Here is a 20999-nt window from a genome sequence, read left to right as displayed (position 1 = left end):
ACAAGTCCGATCAGCTGTGCGAAAACCAATTTAACCAGCGCAGTGGCCACGGATAACGAGGGCGCTCGGATAAGGTTGCCTGAGCAATCCTCTCCTGAATAAGTCCCAACAGCGTCGGACTTTCCTCGTTTTCCTCTTGATTCGTAAAGAGTAAACCGGTCAGGATAGGCAGCGCATCGGCCGCATTCTCAACCGCCCACAGGTGGAACTTGCCATCTCGAACCGCTTCAATAACCTGCGGGTGCAGGCAGAGATTGCGTACGTTAGCCGTAGGAATAATCACGCCTTGCTTGCCGGTCAATCCACGACGTTGGCAAACCTCGAAGAATCCTTCGATTTTTTCATTGGCCCCGCCGATAGGCTGTACGTTGCCGAATTGGTCAACCGAACCCGTCACCGCGATTTGCTGATTGATAGGCTGCATCGCCAACGCACTGATCAGCGCACACAGTTCGGCCAGCGAGGCACTGTCGCCATCAACCTCACCATAGCTCTGCTCGAACACAATCGAGGCAGAGAAGGGGAGCGGCTGATCGAGCTCCAGTTCGGCAATCAGGAAGGCCTGCATAATCATCATGCCTTTAGCATGAAGATTGCCGCCAAGCTCTGCCTTACGTTCTACGTCGGTGAATTCTCCATCACCGGTATGCACAACGCAGCTAATACGTGAAGGTTCACCGAAGGCGCGCGGATGCCCCGGATATTCCAGCACCGACAGGCCGTTAATTTGACCAATCACTTCTCCATCGGTCTCGATCAGAATCTGACCCAGCTCGATTTCATCCTGCATACGCTCCTGAAGATAGCTTTCACGCCATGCGCGGGTCGAAATCGCCGCGTCGAAAGATTTGGCGGTGAGCTCAGGATCGTCATTATAAAGCTCGGCCTCGCTCAGTTGAGCCGAGAGCCAGGTTGGGCAAAGGGGCAAGCAGCCCTGATCGCCACTAAAGCGCACCGCAGCCTTGAACAACTCAGGCCATGCGTCGGCGGCAAGGCGCGGGATCTCGAGTTCGTCGGCCAACGTATTGACATAGGCACACCATTTTTCCATGTCGTCATTGTCGGCCAGAGGCAGGTCAGCTTCAAACTCACCGTAGAACGCCGACTCCAGCAGCTCCGGCTCCATATCATTCAGCTCGCCCAGAGAGACGCGATCGCCAACCAGGATAAGCTTAACGTCTAACGGCATCGGCGGAATATTTACCGGCAGCGGGCGCGTTTCATCGGGAGAAACCCAATGGTAGCTTTCCTGGGTGATCATCTGCTTAAGGCGCAGCCACAGCAACGGCTGGGCCAGCAGCGAGCGGATAGACAGGATCAGTACGCCGCCATTAACCTGATGAATTAAACCGGGCTGAAGCTCAATCTGGTCCTTATAGATGCGGACACAGCCAAAGAGTTGCTCGGGTTCAATCCATTCCTGATAAAGACAGCTCGACGTTCCGCTGAAAGGGGCCGTTGGGTCCTGTGCGGGCAGTACCTGAACGTGACGTCCGTCAATCTGGTACTGGCTGCCGACAATTTCTTCAGCTTCTGGCAGCAGGTCGTTAACGACAGAGGCCAGACGCGAGAGATAATCGCGACTTTCCTGGCCTTTGACCGTCATAAAACGCGTGCGCGAATTAGGGAAGCAGAAAAGGGAAAGTCCATTCTCAAGACGAGGCTGAATAAGGGAAAAATCGACCGGGGCCAACTGATCCGCTGTAGCAAAAATTGTCTGGTATGGCGTAGAGTCCGGCAGTAAGAGCTGCCAATCAAGTCGGTTATTGGTCAATGTGTTAGCTGTAGTCTTCAAAAGGGAAAGGGCGATTATACAAGAATAAGCCGTGCTGCATACCACGAGAGTCACGGTTAGCCCATGCAGATGTGACATTATGCAGTTTATGGGTGAAATTTAACCACTTACCTCTGGTAATGTCGTGACATATTTAGGGAAAAAAGTGACATAATGCTGCTATGCTTATCAACGTTAGATGGTCACAGAAGAGCCTGCGATGAAATATCAGCAACTGGAAAACCTTGAGAGCGGTTGGAAATGGAAGTATCTGGTAAAAAAACACCGCGAAGGTGAAAGGATCACCCGCCACATCGAGAACAGTGCGGCGCAGGATGCTGTGGAGCAGCTTCTCCGATTAGAAAACGAACCGATCAAAGTGCTCGAGTGGATAGATAACCACATGAGTAAAGCGCTGGATAATCGTCTGAAGCAGACTATTCGTGCGCGTCGTAAGCGTCATTTCAATTCGGAGCATCAGCACACGCGTAAAAAGTCTATCGATCTCGAGTTTCTGGTCTGGCAGAGACTGGCTGCCTTGGCCCAGCGGCGTGGCGTTACCCTGTCGGACACCATCATTCAGCTGCTCGAAGATGCGGAACGCAAAGAAAAGTACGCCAATCAAATGTCTTCGCTCAAGCAGGATCTTTTGCAGATCCTCGACAACAAAGAAAGCTAACGCGATCCCTTTATGCGTCTGGTTACACCCCGCCTGCTGTTTTATCTCTTTTTACGCCATAAAAAAAACCCCGCAATGCGGGGTTTTTAAAGTCAGGTCTATCAGAAGATAGCGCTATTACTTAAGCCTGTGGCTGAGTAACAACGTCTTTGATACCTTTAACTTCGATTTCTACGCGACGGTTAGGTGCGAAGGCTGCGATCTGAGCTTTAGTAGCACGACCAGATTTGTAACCGAAGCTACCGGTCAGCTGATCTGCTTCACCGCGACCCTGTGCAGAGATCTTGTTAGAAGGGATACCTTTAGATACCAGGTAATCCACTACTGATTGAGCGCGTTGCTCAGACAGTTTCTGGTTAGATGCTTCTGAACCTACTGGGTCGGTGTAACCCAGAACCACGACTGAACCGTCTTTCGGATCCAGTGAGCTCAGCTGGGTGTACAGCTGATCCAGTGCCTGACGGCCTTCTGGTTTCAGAGTAGATTTGCCGAAGGTGAACAGAACGTCAGACTTCAGAGTGAACTTGTGAGTCTGAACAACTGGAGCTGGAGCTGGTGCTGGAGCAACAACTGGAGCTGGCGCTTCACCCTGGCCGAAACGGTAAGAAACACCGACAGACAGAGTTGCGTTATCAGGACGTGCACCCACGGTAGCAGCATCACCGATGTTGTTAACCCACTGGTAATCCAGACGGGTTGCCCAGTTTTTGGTCAGTGCGTATTCGAAACCAACTGCAGCCAGTGGAGAAACACCGGTGTCGTTGTCGCTTACGCGGTTGCCGTTGCCAAAGTTACCTTTAGCGTCTGCACGCCAAACCATACCACCCAGACGAGTGTAGATATCCAGATCGTCAGTCAGTGGGTAGCTCAGTTTAGCAGTCAGCTGAACGCCTTGTGCTTTGAATGCGCCGTTGTTTACGCTGCCTTTGTAAGCCATACGGCCAAGCCAGTCATATCCCAGTTCGAAGCCCAGGTATGGGTTCGCTTGGTAACCTACAAACGCACCGGCACCCAGTTGGCTGTCGTGAGTTGGACCGTTGCCAATACCATTGTAAGCATTAGCGAAACCAGTATCGTGATACTGGGACCAGCCCAATTTACCACCGGTGTACCAGGTGTTATCTTGCGGTGCGGCTTGCGCTACGGTAGCGAAACCTGCCAGTGCCACTGCTAATGCGATAGCTGTCTTTTTCATTTTTGCGCCTCGTTATCATCCAAATAGGCAATTGAGCTTTAAGCTTTAAGCCCTTGGTTAAATTCCTTCGTCCAAGTTATTGCTTCACTTAGGTACTTGCCACTTTTCGTAGGCATTATAAGAGCAACCTTGGCGAACTAAAGTCTACAACGTGGCGAGAAAGTTACAAGCTTGATGTGATTACGCTCAGGAAAAAAACGGGAAAATGTACACATTTCTTAACATCATAGACAAAATGTTGACGAAACTATGTGTTTTTAAACCTCAAAAACACCCGTTTTTACTGGCTCCGGCGCGATAATCAGCACGAATCACTAATAAACGGATTATTTTTGTCAGATTACTCCTAAATTGAATTAATGGTACACGGAGGAATGAATTTTTACTGCTGGAGGTTGTCCGGCACCTGAAAATCGATCTTCCAGGGGCTTCATGATGAAGCCATAAGATCCTCCGGTTTCTGCAGCGACTTGTAATCTTTTGCGATCTGAGTCACTTAATTCTGGCAGCCAACCGAGTACTACACTGTAGTTACCTGTCAATAAAGCGCGCTCCATGGCATCGACGGATGCAATACCTTCAAGCTGACTCACCTGAACTATCTTGTCCACGGGTAAACCCGATTGGGCCAACCAGCGACGGCTCAGTTTTTGGGTTGGAGTAAGCCAAAGCAGCCAGCGAGACTGTGCACCGAGATGGTGGAGCAGCGGTAAGAGCAATTGCGTCAAAGCTGGCTGATTTTCACTATAGACGAACTCGCTCAGTAAGCCACTGTTAGCCGTTGAATTTTGGCATATTGGCGTCGCGTTTGCCGATAAAGGATGCTGACTGAAATGAGAATGATGACGATGATGAGTTCGCATAGTGTTGTTCCACCAGTTAGTTACTGTACGGATATACAGTACTGTGCATATGGCGAGAGATCAACCTAATTTTTCCAAGATATCTCGCAACTCTTGAAGTTAATCGTCGAGAAAGAGAGTTTAGATTTGGCTGCGTAAGAGGGTTTGAGTATTTTGCTTAAAGGGTTCATGTAGTATCAAATCTCACTTCGTTTGAATTAAGCGATAAGGAAATCAATATGTTAAATGAAACTAAAAAAAAGATTGCTCAATCCATAGCTTTGTTATCACCTTTGGGTGTGATTCATTCTCGGCCTCAATTCGGGGGGTACAGCCTGTCGTACGGTGATGCGATGTTTGCGCTGGTGGCGGACGGAGAGCTGTATCTGCGCGCCACCAATGAAAACGAAGAAATAATGAGGCAGATGGCTATGCGGCAGTTTGTTTATCACAAACGAGGTATCGAGATCCTGTTGCGCTATTTTCAGGTGGGTGAGTCACTTTGGCAGCAGCCTGAGCGGCTGATTAAGCTGGCGAATGATGCTATTCGGGGGATGCAAATTGAAAAGGCAGCGAAGAAGAACGATCCGAGGAGGCTAAAGGATTTGCCGAATATCAATTTATCGATGGAGCGAATGCTGTGGCAGATTGGCGTTAAAAATTCCGCCGAACTTCGAATGCAGGGGGCCATTAAAACCTACGTTAAACTCTGCTCAGTGAAAAAGGTGCCGGGCATCCTTACGCTATTTGCCCTCGAAGGGGCGATTCTGGGGTATCACATGTCGGTGTTGCCCGTCCCGTCGCGCGCCAGATTGACCGACTGGTTTAATATCTTTACTCAGGAAGAGCAGGGGATAAGGGCCTAGCGTCGGGCCAGCGGAAAACACAGGTTCTCCGCTGGCCTTGTTTTAGCGGCTTGAGCGCTTAAACGTTAAGCCCTTTCCCGGCTGGGGAAATTTTATTATTAAGGCTGGTCATTTCAGGAATATGTTCCAGCAGTAGCCTAATTTGTTGCAGAACTAGTTGCTCTTTGGTGTCCGACGCCGTCGTTTTGGCTTGAATACGTTCGGAGAGCGTATGAAGCAATTCTTTGACCTGAGAGTCATCTGTCCCTTCATGATGCAGTGCGCTATCGACATAGCGCGTTGCATCATCAAGCAGCGTCAAGGTTTCACTGTCTTCAAGCTTTTCGCGGTGTGCGCCCAGCGCGGATATATAGCTGAGCATGGTGTGATTCAGGCACAGCAGGCGGAAAGCCGCGTCAAGCGTGTCTCTGTCGTTATCTTTCTCGGAGGTCATGTTCGAGACAACCGACGCCAATTCTGCGTCACAGTTATGTGCATCCCTTCTGGCAATACGATATTCAAGACCGTTGTCTTTGCCCTGATGATACTGAACCAAAATGGCATCCAGATAGCGACAGTTAGCATAAAAGGTCTTGTTAACCACCGTCGGTAGCTGGCGAAAACGCCAGTCGGGCCAGATAAAGCTGACGGCGAACCAGGCAATCAGACAACCTATTAGCGTGTCGATGATTCGGGGTATGGCAACCTCGAACCCTTGTCCCATCAGATTAAACAGCAGCAGCGCCAACAGCGTGATAAACATCGTGGCATGTGCGTATTGCACGCTGCGAAAGGTGAAAAACAGCATCCCGCAGATGACGATTAAAATCATTTGTCCTTCGAGAGAAGGAATGAAATACAGAATCGGCATGCCTAACGCGACGCCCGCTAATGTGCCAACAACGCGCAGCGCCAATCTTCTTCGCGTGGCGCTATAGTTTGGCTGGCAGACGAACAGGCTGGTCAGCAGGATCCAGTAGCCGTGGCTCAGTCCGCTTATCTGAATAAACGCATAGCCAAAAAGCAGCACCGCAGACATACGCACCGCGTGGCGAAATAGCGCAGACTTTGGCGTCAGATGGCGCGAAATACGCAGCCAGATATCCTGAAATCCGGTGAGTTTGTCATCGGCAAAGGTTTTAGGTCCGGCGGTCGCCGCTTCCGACAGCGCCTGCTCTGACTCGATGTTAGACAATTGGGCATCTATGGCGCGGAGGTTTTTAATCAGGTGACGTAATGCCTTGATAAGACGACTGTCCGGGCTGAGCGCCATCTGACGCTCGATGGCCTCACCCAGTCGAACAAAGGCGCGCTCGAACAGTGGATTGTGCTGATATTTTTGGCGATAAAGAATGCACTGTGAAAGCTGCTGACAGGCTACCGACTGCATACTCATGAGTCTTTGCAGACGGAATAAAATATCCGTGTGGTGAAACTGTTCGGAAAGCCGCTGATAGTTGACGTGAATCGAACTGGCGCGTTCGTGTATATCCTGTGCCACAAAATAATATTGCAGCGTGCGGCGGGTTCCCTTCTGACCGCGGTCACCCTTTAAGCGGCTCTGCAACGCGGTTTTGGTCTCATTCAGCGTGGTCACTAACTGGCCGTTAGCCATCGCCAGATTGACCAGCTGTTTGCTGTTATCACCTTCTTGATCGGGGTCAAACAGGGTGGATTTTGCATCCAGATACACCGCCAGTTTCTGATAGCAGCGTGAAATATTATCCTGTAGTGGGCGAATCGGCAAAAGCACGTGTCCAGTCAGCGTGAGCAGGTAATACCATACGGTACCCGTCAACAGCAGCGCAGATTGCTCATACCAGACCTGATAAACGTTATTAATGCCGAGCATGGTATAGATGGCAATCAGCAGCGCGCCAAAGGCGATGGTGGCATAACGTTGTCCTAACGCACCCAACAGAATAAAGCCACAGGTAGACACCGCCAGACCCACGGCGAACAGCCACGGATGAGGAAAAAGCAGTACTACCGACACCGAGGCGACAAAGAAAGAGACAAGTGTGATCAGCAGGTTACGAAGGCGACCCGCTAGCCTGTCATCCAGATCGCTTAATCCGGCCGCTACGACGCCGAGCGTGAGCGGAATGGTCAGTTTAGGTTGAGAAAGTAGCCAGGGACCGGCAACGGTCCCCGCAAGTGCGATAAAAATACGAATGCTGTACAGCAAATTACTGTTGTAAGCATAGCGTCTCAAACCTGGCGCAATTGAAAGCACGGAGTACTCCAGCAAGAAGGTAAATTATAGGTTCAGCGGATACGTCCGTTATTTCTTAAACGCGCGGCGCTTGCCTCTCTGGCCTGTTTCGCCATCTCAACAGACACCACGCGTCTGCCCACTGGCCACAGGGCTATAGCGGCAATCTTGAAGTTGGCGATGCCGACCGGGATACCGATGATGCTGATGCACTGGGCGATGCCGGCGATGATGTGAGACAGACACAGCCACCAGCCGAAGAAAATCAGCCAGAAGATATTGAGCAAGGTACCGCTGCCAGAAAGCAGCACATTGCGTTTTTCAGGATATAATTCATCAACGTGTACCGCTTCATTACCAAAAGGCAAAAATGAAAGGCGGGTGATTTCCCAGCAGGAGCGGGTCAGGGGCAGCGTAAAAATCAGCACAATGCTGACCAGAGTGGCAAACAGCCAGGCGAGAGTGGTGAAGAAACCACCCAACACGAAATTGAGAATGTTCAGTACAGTACGCATAAAAAGTCCCGTCTTTGATTTAAGCTTTCCAACGCCATTGCGTTACGTTTATTCCTACTCTTATGTATTCTACTCTGTTTTTGGCGCTGGAGCGCCACTGCCTATCGCAGGTAAACTCCCTTTGGGTATCGCTCATAAAATTAAAAAACATGGCGCATTAACATGGAACTGAAATCGACATCATTTGGCAAGCATCTGGCACAGCACCCTTACAATCGGGTGCGGCTTCTGAACGCGGGGGTCGAGGTCAGCGGCGATAAGCATCATTATCTGATTCCGTTTAATCAGCTGATTAACATCCGCTGCAAGCGCGGCATCGTCTGGGGCGAGCTTGAGTTCGAGCTTCCCGAGCAGAAGGTGGTCCGACTGCATGGCACTGAATGGCAGGAAACGCAGAGGTTCTACCATCATTTGCTGAAGGTATGGGAGAGCTGGAGTCAGGAGATGAGTGAGGTCAGTGCGGGCGTTTTACAGCAGCAGGTTGAAAATATTACCCGCATCGAGCAGCAGGACAGTTGGTTCAAACGTACACGTCTCGCCGAGGTGCAGACAAAAATTAAGCGTGCCTTTGAAGCGATACCGGTTCCGGTGGAAAGGCTTGTCGAATTCGACAACTGCCGTGACGATTATGAAACCTGCCTGCGCTGGCTGAATCAGGGCGCTCAAAGCGTGGTTCAGCGCAATCTGGCGTGGACTGAGCAGGTTATCAGCCAAAATCGTGACTTTTTTGACAGCGTCGAGACCTCGCCGCTCAATGACAGTCAGTGTCGCGCCGTGGTGAACGGTGAGGACGCGGTGCTGGTGCTCGCGGGGGCGGGCAGCGGCAAGACGTCTGTGCTGGTGGCCCGGGCTGGTTGGCTGCTGCGTCGTCAGGAAGCGCTCCCCGAACAAATTTTGCTGCTGGCGTTTGGGCGACAGGCGGCAGACGAAATGAACAACCGCATCAAAGAACGACTTCAGATTGACGGTATTAAAGCCAAAACCTTCCACGCACTGGCGCTGCAAATCATTCAGGAAGGCAGCAAGAAAGTCCCCAAAATCAGTAAGCTCGAAACCGACAGCAAAGCGTGCAGAAGCCTGCTGGTGAAAACCTGGCAGCAGCAGTGCGCAGAAAAAAAAGCGCAGGCCAGCGGCTGGCGTCAGTGGTTAACTGACGAGCTCGAGTGGGACGTGCCTGAGGGCGACTATTGGAAAAACAAGGCCTTGGCCGAACGGCTGGGGAGTCGCCTCGAACGATGGCTGGGGCTAATGCGCTCGCACGGCGGCAGCCAAGCCGAGATGGTTGAGCAGGCCTCTGACGAGGTGCGAGAGCTTTTCCAAAAAAGAGTTCGCCTGATGGCTCCGTTAATGAAAGCGTGGAAAGCCAAACTAAAAGAAGAGGACGCCGTCGATTTCTCCGGGCTTATCCATCAGGCCATCAATATCCTCGAAAAGAGCCGTTTCGTCAGTCCGTGGAAGCACATTCTGGTCGATGAATTTCAGGACATTTCGCCGCAGCGTGCACGGCTATTGTCCGCACTGCGTAAGCAAAACAGCCAGACGGCATTGTTTGCAGTTGGGGATGACTGGCAGGCGATTTACCGCTTTAGCGGCGCCGAGCTTGAGCTGACCACCGCGTTTGCCCATCACTTTGGTGAAGGCGCCCAGTGCGCACTGGATACCACTTATCGCTTTAATGACAGAATCGGAGAGATTGCCAATCGTTTCGTATTGCAGAATCCTCATCAGCTAAAAAAACCGCTTAACAGCCTCACTCGGGGCAATAAAAAGAACGTCGTCATACTCCCGGAAGACCAGATTGAGAAACTGCTCGACAAGCTGAGTGGTTTCGCTGAGGACGACGATCGGATCCTGATTCTGGCCCGTTATCATCACTTACGGCCTGAAGTGCTGGAAAAGGCGGCGACGCGTTGGCCTAAACTGAATCTCGATTTTATGACCATTCATGCCAGCAAAGGTCAGCAGGCGGAATACGTGATAATTGTTGGACTGCATGAAGGCAAAGACGGTTTCCCGGCAGCGGCGCGTGAGTCAGTGATGGAGGAAGTGTTACTGCCTAAACCAGAGGATTTTGCCGATGCGGAAGAGCGTCGACTGCTGTATGTGGCGATCACCCGAGCGAAACATCAGGTCTGGCTGATGCAGGACAAAGAGCGACCCTCGGTATTTATTGAGCAGTTAGAGGCGCTGGGGGTGCCCACGCAGCGTAAGCCGTAACGGTTAAAACGCGTCGCCCACATCATGCGCGACGCGTTTATTCTGAGATTATTTCAGGCGGTCCTGCAGATAACGCTGATAATCTGGGATGCTGATTTCAACATCCTCTTTGAACAGGGGAGACTGGATTAGGAAATCGGCGGTCGAGCGGTTGTTGGCGACCGGGATATTCCACAGGGTCGCCAGTCGCAGCAGAGCTTTAACGTCTGGGTCATGAGGGACGGCATTCAGCGGATCCCAGAAGAAAATCAGCACATCAATCTTGCTTTCCGAAATCAATGCACCCACCTGTTGGTCCCCGCCCATCGGACCACTCAGCATGCTGGTAACCGGCAGGCCGGTATTTTGCTGCACCAGATTACCCGTGGTACCGGTCGCGTAGAGCACATGTTCGCCAAGCTGAGCCTTGTTGGCATCTACCCAGCTCAGCAGGTTGTTTTTACAGTGATCGTGCGCGACTAGGGCGATATGTTTTTGTTTTGTAATCGTGCGAGTGGTGTATTCCATCAGCCTGGCCTTTGAGAAAAGTATGACTGATAGATTACTTAAACTCGGATTTTCAGGGAAGCATAAAGCGGGGAAATGTCGTCAGGCAGGCCTTATTCGTGACAATTGTCAGATTACTGAGCAGAAAACCATTTCGCCGTCGTACTGCTGCGAGTGTCATGTTGCAACATAGACCACAGAGAAAATGAGAGGTAAACCTCGCTGGCATTGCCCTCAATTCGAGCTGATTCTGGCCTCTGGTTGCTGGCGTTAAGCGTCATCGCGCTTTTTTTCGACAGCGCAAAGGCGGGTATTGAGGCACTCTGGCCCGATAAATTATACTGGTTCATCGCGGCTTCAAGGCTCGTGGCATCGTGAGTTCGTAGCCCCGTAAGCCGGTCCTGTCGATAGTCTATCTGATTCCCTTTTTCGTCGATTAAAGTGATATTCATTTTTTGGCTGAAATCACGACTTTCCTGTTCGGTTGTCAAGGAAGGTAAACGGATGCTGACCGCGTGCAAATTCCTGGCATCAAAGGCGACAATGATCGGCGGGGAGTGATAAACCGCGGTCACCTGCGGAAGGGGTTTGCTTATCTGAAATAATATCTGATGCTGCCCTGCATCTAACTCCAGACTGTCTGCGCCCTTTAAAATTGGCCCTGAAACCAGTCTTCCATCCACAACCAGGAGATCGACTTCTGGCGATAGCTTAAGGCTTAATGCGTAAGCGGGCGCTATCAGGTTAGCCATAAAAATACCGGCAACCATAAAACCAAGATTCATCTTTCTCTCCAGACCTCAATAACTCACTCTCTCATTATTGAATATTGCTTATATTGTGTCAAAGTTTTACAAAATGTATTTTTATTCCTGGCGATGAAACAACTGTCTTCTCAATTTGCGAGGTGAAAACACCTTCACTCTGGTCAGACTGGATTACACTTAGGAAACCTTATCGTGAAGGAGATAAATCCGTGCAAGACAGCGAAGTCAGTCAAATTCTAAAGCAAATCAAAACAATAGCCCTGGTGGGTGCCAGCGATAATCCTTCCCGTCCTAGTTATGGCGTCATGCAATATTTGCTCAGCCAAGGGTACGAGGTCACGCCGGTCAGTCCAAAACTGGCAGGGCAAACGTTACTAGGGCAGACCGTAGTGGCGACGTTAGAGGATATTAAACACCCCGTCGATATGGTGGACGTGTTCCGTAATCCTGAAGCGGCCTATGGCGTTGCTCAGGAGGCGATTGCAATCGGGGCCAAGGTGCTGTGGCTACAGCTGGGAGTCATTAATGAGCACGCGGCGGTGCTGGCAAAAGAGGCAGGGCTCAAAGTCGTGATGGACCGATGCCCGAAAATTGAAATCCCCCGCCTTGGGCTGTCGCATTAAGGTATGAGTTAAACCGCAGGCATAAAAAAACCGGTCAACGTGGACCGGTTTTTTCTATTGAGGGTAACCTCAAATTAGTTGCGCAGGCGCGGTGCCAGCAGCTGACTGCGAACGGACTCCGCCAAATCATCCAGCGAACTTTGTTCTGGATGTGCGATGCGCGCCTCGTGGTCGATTTGAATCTCGGCGAGATAGGTATGGACCGGCTGACCTTCATCATCTTCCATCACAACGTGATACCAGGGGGCGGCACGCATTTTATCGTCGGCTTCAATCTCGCTGACCGCAGGTTTCTCCAGCGAATATTCGGCATCGACGTCGATAACGACGCCCAGATAACCCAACATTCTGTGGCGCACCTGCTGGCCAATACCATACTTGCTGGCGACCCCATATTTGCTTGCTAACATAGCGACCTCCTCAAAATAGCATCTTGAAAGAGATATGGGGCCTAATCGGCAAAAATCAAGCCGTAACCAGGCAGGCAAACCCTTTCAGGTACAGGCCTTCAGGATACGCGCCGGTCACGGGGTGGTCGGCGGCCTGACGGAATTGCTCAACAAACTGAATCTCGCGACCCGCATCGAGTGCGGCATCGGCCAGGATCTTCTGGAACAGATCGGTCGGCAACAGCCCTGAACACGAGAAGCTCAGCAAGATGCCTCCCGGGCGCAACAGCTGAATGGCCAGCATGTTGATGTCTTTATAACCCCGACAAGCGCTGGCCAGCTGGCTCTTGTTCTCTACGAACTTCGGCGGGTCCATAACGATCATGTCGAACTGTTCGCCCTGAGCGCGGTATTTGCGCAGCAGCTGGAACACGTCATCACGCACGAATTCCGCTTTTGTCAGGTCAAGTTTGTTAAGCTCAACGTTCTTTTTAGCAATATCCAGTGCGTCCTGGGAAGTGTCGACGTTAGTCACTTTCTCACAGCCCCCCATCAGTGCGGAGACGGCAAATGCACCGGTATAAGAGAAGCAGTTCAACACTTTACGGCCCGCGGCATAGTTACGCGCCGCCAGTCGGCTGTCACGTTGGTCTAGATAGAAACCGGTCTTGTGGCCGCCTTTGATATCCACCAGCAGGCTCATGCCGTGTTCCTGAATGGGCAGCAGGTCAGGTGGAGTTTCGCCGAGAATCAGACCCTGAGTCAGCTCAAGGCCCTCTTTCTTACGCACGGCTACGTCTGAACGGTCGTAGATTGCACATTCCGGATAACAGTGTTGCAGCGCGCTCAGCAGGGCGGCACGCTGATATTCTGCACCCGCAGACAGCAGCTGTAATACCAGGAAATTCTGGAAACGGTCGATGGTAATACCCGGCAGTCCGTCGGACTCACCGGCAATCAGGCGGTAACCGTCAAGGCCGTCACGTTTGGCAATCCAGTTACGCCAGGTTTGTGCCTGCTGCAAACGGCGGATGAAGAAATCGATGTCGATAGCTTCGTCCTGCTTAAAGCTCCAGACGCGAGCCCGAATCTGAGACTGAGGAGAATAGGCGCCGGTGGCGAGCCATTTTCCCTGATTGTCTACAATATCAATAGTATCGCCGGAAAGTGCCTTTCCTTCGACGCGAAGTACCGCCCCGGAAAACACCCACGGGTGACGACGAAGAAGGGATTTTTCACGGCCTTTGGCCAGATACAAACGTGCAGTCATATAATTAGGTTCAATCAGTCTGGAGACAAAAAAGAGCGACATTGTCCGAGCATGAAGCAGAGAATGCAACGGATCTCATCGCTATGAGGAGATAATTATGCCAAAAACCAGTATAGCCGCTTACGTCTATGGCCGAGTGCAGGGCGTCGGCTTTCGTTATGCCACTCAGCAAAAAGCCAAAGCGCTCGGCTTGACCGGTTACACCAAAAATCTGGACGACGGCAGCGTCGAAGTTGTTGCGTGTGGCGAGCAGCCGGAAATCGAACAATTACTCGAGTGGCTGAAGCAGGGCGGTCCGCAGTATGCCAGGGTCGATAAACTCTTAACCGAGCCTAAGGCGCTGGTAGAATTTGAAGGATTCAGTATTCGCCACTGATTCCAGAATCGCCAGCCTGCGCTGTTAGATACATTTTACCGGTTTTGGCAGTCCGGCTATTTTGGTTGCCTGCTTGGCCGGACCTTCAGGGAATAGGCGATAGAGATAGCGGCTGTTGCCTTTCTCTTCCCCAAGCTTTTGCGCCATGGCTTTTACCAGCATGCGGATAGCCGGAGAGGTATTGAATTCCAGGTAAAAGCTGCGCACAAAATTCACCACTTCCCAGTGTGCGTCTGTCAGAACAATGCCTTCTTGGCTTGCCAGAATCGGGGCCAGCGCTTCGTGCCAGTCTGCGCTGTTTTTCAGGTAACCTTTGGCGTCGGTCTCAATAACCTGGCCGTTAAACTCCAACATATAACCTCTAACTTCGAAATCTTGAAAGCAGGGCGCAAGTTTAGCAAAAAAGCGCCTCCAGCCAAAGAAAAAGCCCCGCCTAAGGCAGGGCTTGATAACTGGGCCGGTAATAAGAAACTATCAGTTGCTGCGTGATGACAGGCCCAGAATACTCAACAGACTTACGAACACGTTGTAAAGTGAAACGTAGAGGCTGACTGTGGCGCGTATGTAGTTAGTTTCGCCGCCGTGAATAATGTTGCTGGTTTCCCACAGGATGGCACCGGCGGAGAACAGAATAAACAGGCAACTAATCGCCAGTGACAGCGCCGGGATGTGCAGGAATAGATTGGCAACGACCGCCACCAGCAGCACGACAAAGCCTGCCATCATCATTCCCGACAGGAATGACATGTCCTTACGGGTGGTCAGCACGTATGCCGAACAGCAGAAGAACACCAGCGCAGTCCCCCCGAGAGCCAGCATGATGATGTTACCTGCGCCCGCTGCGAGCAGTGAGCTCAGCAACGGCCCCAGCGTATAACCCATAAAACCGGTCAGGGCGAAAGTGCACAAAATACCCGCAGGGCGATCGGCCATGCGATAGGTCAGGAACATCAGCCCATAAAAGCCAACTATCGTCAGCAGCATGCCGGGAGACGGTAACATCAGTACGGTGCTTGCTGTGGCAGTAATTGCGGAGACGCCGAGCGTCAGCGCCAGCAGAAAATAAGTATTACGTAGCACTCGATGCGTGCTGAGCAACGAGCCCGCGCGTGAAGAAGAAGAGGCAACGATACGATCCATTTTTTAATCTCGCTTAGCGACAGAATTGAAGTCGATGAAAAAGCATTCAGGATGAGATAATAGAGAGTTGCTCCTGGCTCACAAAGGAGGTTTACCCTTCTTTACCCCCTAAGCCGGTTCTTTACGCTTAATGAATCAGGAAAGCAGAGATACCCCATTATTCGCGGTCAGGAAATCGACAAAAGGCGCTAAAATGACGATAAAATCAGCACTTGATGCGCGAAAGGCGGTTTTTCAGGCAAATGAATCAATTCCGGCTTTACAAGGTGATGGGCTATGTTTATAGTGCGTTCCGTTGCGGAGGGGTGGCCGAGCGGCTGAAGGCACCGGTCTTGAAAACCGGCGATGGGAAACCATTCGAGAGTTCGAATCTCTCCTCCTCCGCCATAAACAACACAAGAAAGCTGCTAAGAAATTAGCGGCTTTTTTTGTGTCTGGAATTTGGGGGGGCTGTGTAAACAAACCAGCCCGAAGGCTGGCTTGAGAGCCATGCGGGCGCAGCCGAATTTTTGACTGGCACCCCACAGGCGGCAACAATGCCTCCATAGGCAGCCCCCATTTCAACCACTCAAAAAAGCCTATTCATTCAGTTTATTAATTTCTCATTCAGTTTCTCAAGTTATTTTGAGAATGCGCGAAGCATTGCCCCACGCCACGGCGTTTCTCTCCTCGTCGGTCAGCCTGGCTTTTCTGATCCAGTCGGTGGCCACTGCAGTATTCTCGAACGGATAATCTATCGAGAACATGACGTTTTCTTCCCCCAATGAGTCCAGCGCACAGCGAAGGGCAGGGTCGGAGCATACACCTGAGGTAGTAATCACGATGTTTCTGCGCGCGTAATGCGACGGTGGATGCTGCAAGGTATATTTCAGATTGGCGGTGGCGATGCGGCTGTCGAGACGCCACAGTTGGATAGGCAGCGTTTCCCCCATGTGTCCCAGGATAATTTTTGCACCAGGAAATCTATCGAAGGTCCCGCTGAATATCAATCTCATCGCATGACTGCATGTTTCTACCGCCCAGCTCCATACCGGCCCCCACATCTCAGGGTGCTGGGTGTACATATGCGGATAATCAGGCGGATTTCCGGGATGAATATAAATCGGCACTTCAAGCGCCTGCACGCGTTCCCAGAAAATATCATAGCGGCGATCGTCGAGGTAAAGTCCATCCGTTTCGCCGTTAATCATCGCCCCCTGCATGTTAAGATCTTTAACGCATCGTTCCAGTTCATCGGCGGCGGCTTTGGGGTTTTGCATTGCCAGATGGGCGAATCCGCCGTAGCGTTTTGGATTCCGCTGCATCTCGGCACCCAGACGATCGTTGGCGTATTTTGCCAGCCGTACGGCTTTTGCCGCGTTTGGCTCAACCTGTACACCCGGCCCGGAAAGCGAGAGCACGGCAAAATCGACCCCATTAGTCTCCATGACCTCCAGACGCCCCTGACCAAAGTCTGAGAGAATCGGCACCACTTTATCGAACAACGACGGGCGGATGTTTTGCCGCGTTTCGCCCAGATAGCCTACAAACTCCGGCAGCATAAAATGTTCTTCGAGCGCGATGATACGCCTCGGCGGTTTTACACCGACCTTTGTCTCGTCTGGCGTTGCCGCCTGACTGAGTGAAGTGCTTGCCATAAGCGCGGTACCGCTGGTGGCCATGGCGGTGGCGGCAACGGTGGCCTGACGTAAAAAATCTCTTCTATTGGTCATGATAAATTTCCGGCGTGAAGTCGATTATTTAAGGGTATGGGCAAATTAAGAAACGAAATTCGTTTCTTAATTAAATATACGACTCCACTAACCGGCGAGTAAGGGACAAAGCGTAAAAGGATGTAACGACTTGAGGAAAGGGCTGACGATTTAGTGCGGCAGTCCCAGCAGCGGTGCCATTAATGTCAGTGCCTCGCGAACCCGCGGGCGAATATCAAATTCCGGCACGGCAGGCAGAATACCCAGCGCAATATCACGCAGGGCGGGAGCAATGATCAGCGCCTGAAGATGTTTTGCGCCATTCTCTGGCCAGCCAGCGGCAATCATCCCCCGTTGTCGTAAATCTTGCAGCCATGCATCCAGCATCTTGCCAGCATTGTCGATGCCGCTTTCACGATAGAGGTTCAGGAAGTGTGTTTTCTGATGGGGGGAATTTTGCAGAAACTTGAATAATGCTACCGACCTTTCCGAAAGAGCGCGTGCTGCGAGGTCGACAAAAAACTGCTCGAGAATAGCGATAGCGTCATGCGGTTTTTTAGGCAGAGGAAGATGATAAAGGGTAAAGGTGGAAGACCAGTCGAGGATGATTTTTTCTAAAACGTCGGTGCGATTGCTGTAAAACCGGTAAAACGTTTTCTTGGCAACCCCAGCAGTACGCGCAATCTCGTCGACAGAAAGTGCCTCCACGTCTTTTTGGAGCAGCAGTTGAAAGGTGGCATTTTGGATTTTTTCGACAAGTTCCGCTTCGGGAACGGCCGGTCGGCCTCTGCCGGAGAATGCTTTGCCCGAGTTTGTCGACTGTTTGTTCACTTTTCATCCTTTTAGCTAATCACGACATTGTATGTCGTGGGCAAGACCTTAATCAATTCACATTAAGTCATTCATTCCACTGATGATGATGTGTTAAGTAAGGGGCGGATTTATCGACGCTTTTTGTCTGCTAAATCAGCAAATAAACGCCGAGTGAAGTTTTTGCATAAAAAAAAGGAATTTACGTCTGTTTTTCAAGCAAATGAACAACGTCGGGCTTTACATCCTCATCCCCTAAGTTTATAGTGCGTTCCGTTGCGGAGGGGTGGCCGAGCGGCTGAAGGCACCGGTCTTGAAAACCGGCGATGGGAAACCATTCGAGAGTTCGAATCTCTCCTCCTCCGCCATAAACAACATAAGAAAGCTGCTAAGAAATTAGCGGCTTTTTTTCATCTGTACTTTTTAAAACGCTCTCATCCAGACTCTCTCTCCTGCCGACTCAGCGCCAATCTCCTTCTGTATCAAGAAAATTCCGGTACACTCAACGTTCACTGTTTCGTAATAATCTTTACTCTTCATTCGATTGAGGTGGGCAATGGGACCGAGTGTCGATCTGGTACCTTCTTCTGAGCATTTCCCCGTCGAGGCCGAGGTCGTGGTGATTGGCGGCGGTATTGTGGGTATCGCCACGGCATTAGCGTTAGTGAAGCAGGGTGTGAAAACGGTATTGCTTGAAAAGGGCACCGTGGCCGCCGAGCAATCGAGCCGCAACTGGGGCTGGTGTCGACGTACCGGACGCGATATTCGTGAACTGCCGTTAATCAACGCCAGTATGCGGTTGTGGGAAACCCTGAATGAAACCACCGGGCGTGAGACCGGATTTCGCCGTCACGGCATTATTTACGCGACTCGAACTGAAGCGCAGCGTGAGCGGCATTTGCGCTGGATAGCGCAGGCAAAACAGTATGATATTGCGAGCCAGATACTTTCCCCAAGCCAGTTAGCCGAGCGGATACCCGGTTTGAAGGCGAACTTTGCTGGTGCACTATTTACTGAAGCAGACGGTCGCGCTGAACCGCAAAAAGCGGCACCTGCGATGGCGATGGCCGCTATGGAAGCGGGTCTTAATCTGCAACAACACTGTGCGGTGCGCAGCATTGAACGTAGCGCCGGACGAGTTAGCCATGTCGTGACCGAACACGGCGAGATTAAATGCCAGTCGGTGGTGGTAGCGGGTGGGGCCTGGTCACGTTTGCTGCTGCAAGGCTGCGGTGTTGAAATTCCTCAGTTAAAAGTGCTCTCTACCGTGCTGCGCACGCGGCCGCTGGAGGCCGACGTTTCTTCCTGCGTCAGTCTCGGCAGTGTGGCATTGCGCAAGCGGCTTGACGGCGGATGGACTGTCGCCAGTTCGGCCTCCAGCGTGGTTGATATCACGCCGGATTCTCTGCGTTTTATGAGACCGTTTATGCCCGCTTTCAAGGTTGAGCGCGCGTCGCTCAAGCTCAGATTTGGGCCACGTTTTATCGAAGAAGCACTCTATTGGCGACCGGGGCAGGCCGATAAACTCTCAATTTATGAACGTATCAGAGTGTTGGATCCCGCGCCGGATCGTGCGCTACTGCGCCAGATGATTGTTGATCTTAAACAGGTTCTGCCGGCGTTTTCCGGTGTACAGGTGGCGCAAAGCTGGGCAGGTCTGATTGACACCCTGCCGGATGCCATACCGGTAATTTCTGGCATCGACAAGATTGCCGGTCTGTTTGTCGCAACGGGATTCTCGGGGCACGGTTTTGGCATCGCCCCTGCGGCGGGTCAGCTGATGGCAGATTTGGTGCAGGGCAGCACGCCGATTGTCGATCCTGCCCCGTTTCGTTTTTCACGCTTTACCGACGGTGAAAGGGTGCACGCGCAGCACTGGCTGTAAGCGTGCCTCATTTATCGTTAGCCGCCGCTGCGGCATTGCGCCACAGCAGCATGCTGCCTTCAGAATGTCCGGTCACCGGATCGGTCTGGGGCAGCGGAACTTTTGCCACCGCCTTGGTGCGCGCCGCCAGTTTTGAAGGTTCATCGTGACATAAATCGGCGGAGACGTTCGGCGGATAAGCCCCCACCATCATAAAGTTATCGTCGGCCGAAACCTGCCTGTGCCCGACTCCGGCGGGCAGCAGCAGCACGTCACCCACGTTAACCTCAATTATCTCGCCTTTCGCTCCTCCCAGTTGCAGCTTGGCCGAACCGGAAAAAACGCCGAGCACTTCGGGGGTGTTGCTGTGGAAATGCGTGAAGGCATAAACACCATAGCGCCACTGTGGCGGCCAGCCGTTAGCGCTGAAAAGGTGCTCCAGATAGCTGGCGTTATCGACCGTATCGGGGGGGATCACGCGGTGATAAATCACGACCGGAAGCGGACTGTTGGGGACGCCGCCCTCAGGCTTGGTGATATGCAAAATTTCCATTGCCACCTCTCTTGGTTCGGCAAAACTCCACCGTGGCAACGCCAGCAACGGCATAAAACCGACAAGAGTACAAAAGCGACGGCGATTCAGCGGCATTGGCACTGCTCCTTGTCCACAGCGTTCGTTGGTCTGATTCAATTAAATGGCGAGCTAAGCGCGATCGAGAGAATAAATTTCTCAGCCAGCATAAATCTCAATGAGTTATCTTCATCAGGTATAGAACAAAAGCGTTGGAATATCACGAAAAAAGCGGCAGCAATGGCACGATTTTAAGACTTCGAGGGGCCATATTTATCAGAAAAAACTGAATTCGGGCCTCAATCAACAAATAAAAGTTCTATAAATTTGATTAACGACCATTTTCTTCTAGGATTAAAAGGACTTAAAGCACTTCTGGAGGAGAAGTCATGAATAAGAAAATGTTGATTATGGTTGCTACAGCGGTTTCGGTACTTGCGGGTTGTCAGACTTATGACCGCGCGGCAAGCTATGTTAAAGATCCGGTCGTAAGTGACGTTAAAGTAGGGATGACAAGAGCACAGGTTCGTGCGATTGCTGGCCCACCGTCTTCTGAAATTACCCTTATTCACGCGAAAGGTACCTGCCAGACCTACGCGGTTGCGCCACGTGATGGCAAGGCGCAAACTTATTTCGTGAGTCTTAATGACACCGGCCACGTGATGAATAAAGGTTTCCAGACCTGTGCCGATTACGACAAAGACCCTCAGACCGGCAGCTAATTTGCCTC

General features: G+C 51.5%; 21 protein-coding genes and 2 tRNA genes. 9 read left to right on the top strand and 14 right to left on the bottom strand.

What is annotated here, in order from left to right:
- Positions 1-10: 10 nt before the first annotated feature.
- Positions 11-1774 carry an AAA family ATPase gene (locus tag BS640_RS17200; RefSeq protein ID WP_026110346.1) on the bottom strand — a complete coding sequence of 588 codons (1764 nt, stop codon included), beginning with the start codon at positions 1772-1774 and terminating at the stop codon, positions 11-13.
- A 220-nt stretch (positions 1775-1994) separates the two neighbouring features.
- Here BS640_RS17200 and matP point away from each other — a divergent pair, with 220 nt between their 5' ends.
- Positions 1995-2453 carry a macrodomain Ter protein MatP gene (matP, locus tag BS640_RS17195; protein ID WP_017490507.1) on the top strand — a complete coding sequence of 153 codons (459 nt, stop codon included), beginning with the start codon at positions 1995-1997 and terminating at the stop codon, positions 2451-2453.
- A 121-nt stretch (positions 2454-2574) separates the two neighbouring features.
- Here the strand turns inward: matP and ompA are convergent, their stop codons facing one another.
- Together ompA and sulA are read right to left on the bottom strand one after the other, a co-directional pair.
- The gene (ompA, locus tag BS640_RS17190; protein ID WP_017490506.1) at positions 2575-3648 is read right to left on the bottom strand and encodes a porin OmpA; all 1074 of its coding nucleotides are present in this window, start codon (positions 3646-3648) and stop codon (positions 2575-2577) included.
- A gap of 356 nt (positions 3649-4004) precedes the next feature.
- Positions 4005-4511: an SOS-induced cell division inhibitor SulA gene (gene sulA / locus BS640_RS17185; protein WP_081601386.1), complete on the bottom strand. Its 507-nt coding sequence runs from the start codon at positions 4509-4511 to the stop codon at positions 4005-4007.
- Between the two features lie 218 nt (positions 4512-4729).
- On the opposite strand from sulA, the gene BS640_RS17180 reads away from it, so the two are divergent.
- Complete coding sequence (locus BS640_RS17180) at positions 4730-5356, top strand: TfoX/Sxy family DNA transformation protein (protein ID WP_017490505.1); 627 nt, start codon at positions 4730-4732, stop codon at positions 5354-5356.
- 58 nt (positions 5357-5414) lie between these two features.
- Here BS640_RS17180 and yccS read toward each other — a convergent pair whose 3' ends face one another.
- Together yccS and BS640_RS17170 are read right to left on the bottom strand one after the other, a co-directional pair.
- Complete coding sequence (gene yccS / locus BS640_RS17175) at positions 5415-7571, bottom strand: YccS family putative transporter (protein WP_084912986.1); 2157 nt, start codon at positions 7569-7571, stop codon at positions 5415-5417.
- A gap of 32 nt (positions 7572-7603) precedes the next feature.
- Positions 7604-8065 carry a YccF domain-containing protein gene (locus tag BS640_RS17170; RefSeq protein WP_017490503.1) on the bottom strand — a complete coding sequence of 154 codons (462 nt, stop codon included), beginning with the start codon at positions 8063-8065 and terminating at the stop codon, positions 7604-7606.
- A gap of 162 nt (positions 8066-8227) precedes the next feature.
- On the opposite strand from BS640_RS17170, the gene helD reads away from it, so the two are divergent.
- Positions 8228-10282, top strand: a complete 2055-nt coding sequence (gene helD / locus BS640_RS17165) for a DNA helicase IV (RefSeq protein WP_084912985.1) — start codon at positions 8228-8230, stop codon at positions 10280-10282.
- A gap of 48 nt (positions 10283-10330) precedes the next feature.
- Here the strand turns inward: helD and BS640_RS17160 are convergent, their stop codons facing one another.
- Both BS640_RS17160 and BS640_RS17155 read right to left on the bottom strand, forming a co-directional pair.
- On the bottom strand, positions 10331-10789 hold the full coding sequence (locus BS640_RS17160) for a methylglyoxal synthase (protein WP_017490501.1): 459 nt from the start codon (positions 10787-10789) through the stop codon (positions 10331-10333).
- A 113-nt stretch (positions 10790-10902) separates the two neighbouring features.
- Positions 10903-11553 (bottom strand): YccT family protein, encoded by a 651-nt coding sequence (locus BS640_RS17155; protein WP_084912984.1) that lies wholly within the window; start codon positions 11551-11553, stop codon positions 10903-10905.
- Between the two features lie 191 nt (positions 11554-11744).
- On the opposite strand from BS640_RS17155, the gene BS640_RS17150 reads away from it, so the two are divergent.
- On the top strand, positions 11745-12158 hold the full coding sequence (locus BS640_RS17150; RefSeq protein ID WP_017490499.1) for a CoA-binding protein: 414 nt from the start codon (positions 11745-11747) through the stop codon (positions 12156-12158).
- A 74-nt stretch (positions 12159-12232) separates the two neighbouring features.
- Here the strand turns inward: BS640_RS17150 and hspQ are convergent, their stop codons facing one another.
- Both hspQ and rlmI read right to left on the bottom strand, forming a co-directional pair.
- Positions 12233-12568 (bottom strand): heat shock protein HspQ, encoded by a 336-nt coding sequence (gene hspQ, locus BS640_RS17145; protein ID WP_017490498.1) that lies wholly within the window; start codon positions 12566-12568, stop codon positions 12233-12235.
- A gap of 55 nt (positions 12569-12623) precedes the next feature.
- Positions 12624-13817, bottom strand: a complete 1194-nt coding sequence (rlmI, locus tag BS640_RS17140; RefSeq protein ID WP_026110345.1) for a 23S rRNA (cytosine(1962)-C(5))-methyltransferase RlmI — start codon at positions 13815-13817, stop codon at positions 12624-12626.
- A gap of 97 nt (positions 13818-13914) precedes the next feature.
- On the opposite strand from rlmI, the gene yccX reads away from it, so the two are divergent.
- Positions 13915-14193, top strand: a complete 279-nt coding sequence (yccX, locus tag BS640_RS17135; RefSeq protein ID WP_084912983.1) for an acylphosphatase — start codon at positions 13915-13917, stop codon at positions 14191-14193.
- Between the two features lie 24 nt (positions 14194-14217).
- Here yccX and tusE read toward each other — a convergent pair whose 3' ends face one another.
- Together tusE and yccA are read right to left on the bottom strand one after the other, a co-directional pair.
- A complete protein-coding gene (gene tusE, locus BS640_RS17130; protein ID WP_017490495.1) occupies positions 14218-14547 on the bottom strand; it encodes a sulfurtransferase TusE in 330 nt (109 codons plus the stop codon).
- Between the two features lie 120 nt (positions 14548-14667).
- Positions 14668-15333, bottom strand: a complete 666-nt coding sequence (yccA, locus tag BS640_RS17125; protein ID WP_017490494.1) for an FtsH protease modulator YccA — start codon at positions 15331-15333, stop codon at positions 14668-14670.
- Between the two features lie 299 nt (positions 15334-15632).
- On the opposite strand from yccA, the gene BS640_RS17120 reads away from it, so the two are divergent.
- A tRNA-Ser gene (locus BS640_RS17120) sits at positions 15633-15720 on the top strand.
- Between the two features lie 227 nt (positions 15721-15947).
- Here BS640_RS17120 and BS640_RS17115 read toward each other — a convergent pair.
- Positions 15948-17045 carry an amidohydrolase family protein gene (locus BS640_RS17115; RefSeq protein WP_084912982.1) on the bottom strand — a complete coding sequence of 366 codons (1098 nt, stop codon included), beginning with the start codon at positions 17043-17045 and terminating at the stop codon, positions 15948-15950.
- A gap of 150 nt (positions 17046-17195) precedes the next feature.
- Positions 17196-17855: a TetR/AcrR family transcriptional regulator gene (locus tag BS640_RS17110; RefSeq protein ID WP_017490492.1), complete on the bottom strand. Its 660-nt coding sequence runs from the start codon at positions 17853-17855 to the stop codon at positions 17196-17198.
- A gap of 259 nt (positions 17856-18114) precedes the next feature.
- On the opposite strand from BS640_RS17110, the gene BS640_RS17105 reads away from it, so the two are divergent.
- Together BS640_RS17105 and BS640_RS17100 are read left to right on the top strand one after the other, a co-directional pair.
- Positions 18115-18202 (top strand) — tRNA-Ser (locus tag BS640_RS17105).
- A 188-nt stretch (positions 18203-18390) separates the two neighbouring features.
- Positions 18391-19719: an NAD(P)/FAD-dependent oxidoreductase gene (locus BS640_RS17100; protein WP_084912981.1), complete on the top strand. Its 1329-nt coding sequence runs from the start codon at positions 18391-18393 to the stop codon at positions 19717-19719.
- 7 nt (positions 19720-19726) lie between these two features.
- On the opposite strand, the gene BS640_RS17095 is transcribed toward BS640_RS17100, so the two are convergent.
- On the bottom strand, positions 19727-20347 hold the full coding sequence (locus BS640_RS17095; RefSeq protein WP_017490490.1) for a cupin domain-containing protein: 621 nt from the start codon (positions 20345-20347) through the stop codon (positions 19727-19729).
- A 311-nt stretch (positions 20348-20658) separates the two neighbouring features.
- Here BS640_RS17095 and osmE point away from each other — a divergent pair, with 311 nt between their 5' ends.
- On the top strand, positions 20659-20991 hold the full coding sequence (osmE, locus tag BS640_RS17090; RefSeq protein ID WP_017490489.1) for an osmotically-inducible lipoprotein OsmE: 333 nt from the start codon (positions 20659-20661) through the stop codon (positions 20989-20991).
- Positions 20992-20999: the final 8 nt, after the last annotated feature.

Source organism: Rouxiella badensis (assembly GCF_002093665.1).
Lineage (GTDB): Bacteria > Pseudomonadota > Gammaproteobacteria > Enterobacterales > Enterobacteriaceae > Rouxiella > Rouxiella badensis.
The sequence above is the reverse complement of the archived record's forward strand: the minus strand, read 5'-3'. Positions and strand labels throughout refer to the sequence as shown.

Coding starts and splice junctions, on each gene's coding strand:
- matP (WP_017490507.1), top strand. CDS start 1,995: ATGAAATATCAGCAACTGGAAAACCTTGAGAGCGGTTGGAAATGGAAG.
- ompA (WP_017490506.1), bottom strand. CDS start 3,648: ATGAAAAAGACAGCTATCGCATTAGCAGTGGCACTGGCAGGTTTCGCT.
- sulA (WP_081601386.1), bottom strand. CDS start 4,511: ATGCGAACTCATCATCGTCATCATTCTCATTTCAGTCAGCATCCTTTA.
- BS640_RS17180 (WP_017490505.1), top strand. CDS start 4,730: ATGTTAAATGAAACTAAAAAAAAGATTGCTCAATCCATAGCTTTGTTA.
- BS640_RS17170 (WP_017490503.1), bottom strand. CDS start 8,065: ATGCGTACTGTACTGAACATTCTCAATTTCGTGTTGGGTGGTTTCTTC.
- helD (WP_084912985.1), top strand. CDS start 8,228: ATGGAACTGAAATCGACATCATTTGGCAAGCATCTGGCACAGCACCCT.
- BS640_RS17160 (WP_017490501.1), bottom strand. CDS start 10,789: ATGGAATACACCACTCGCACGATTACAAAACAAAAACATATCGCCCTA.
- BS640_RS17155 (WP_084912984.1), bottom strand. CDS start 11,553: ATGAATCTTGGTTTTATGGTTGCCGGTATTTTTATGGCTAACCTGATA.
- hspQ (WP_017490498.1), bottom strand. CDS start 12,568: ATGTTAGCAAGCAAATATGGGGTCGCCAGCAAGTATGGTATTGGCCAG.
- rlmI (WP_026110345.1), bottom strand. CDS start 13,817: ATGACTGCACGTTTGTATCTGGCCAAAGGCCGTGAAAAATCCCTTCTT.
- yccX (WP_084912983.1), top strand. CDS start 13,915: ATGCCAAAAACCAGTATAGCCGCTTACGTCTATGGCCGAGTGCAGGGC.
- tusE (WP_017490495.1), bottom strand. CDS start 14,547: ATGTTGGAGTTTAACGGCCAGGTTATTGAGACCGACGCCAAAGGTTAC.
- yccA (WP_017490494.1), bottom strand. CDS start 15,333: ATGGATCGTATCGTTGCCTCTTCTTCTTCACGCGCGGGCTCGTTGCTC.
- BS640_RS17115 (WP_084912982.1), bottom strand. CDS start 17,045: ATGACCAATAGAAGAGATTTTTTACGTCAGGCCACCGTTGCCGCCACC.
- BS640_RS17100 (WP_084912981.1), top strand. CDS start 18,391: ATGGGACCGAGTGTCGATCTGGTACCTTCTTCTGAGCATTTCCCCGTC.
- BS640_RS17095 (WP_017490490.1), bottom strand. CDS start 20,347: ATGCCGCTGAATCGCCGTCGCTTTTGTACTCTTGTCGGTTTTATGCCG.
- osmE (WP_017490489.1), top strand. CDS start 20,659: ATGAATAAGAAAATGTTGATTATGGTTGCTACAGCGGTTTCGGTACTT.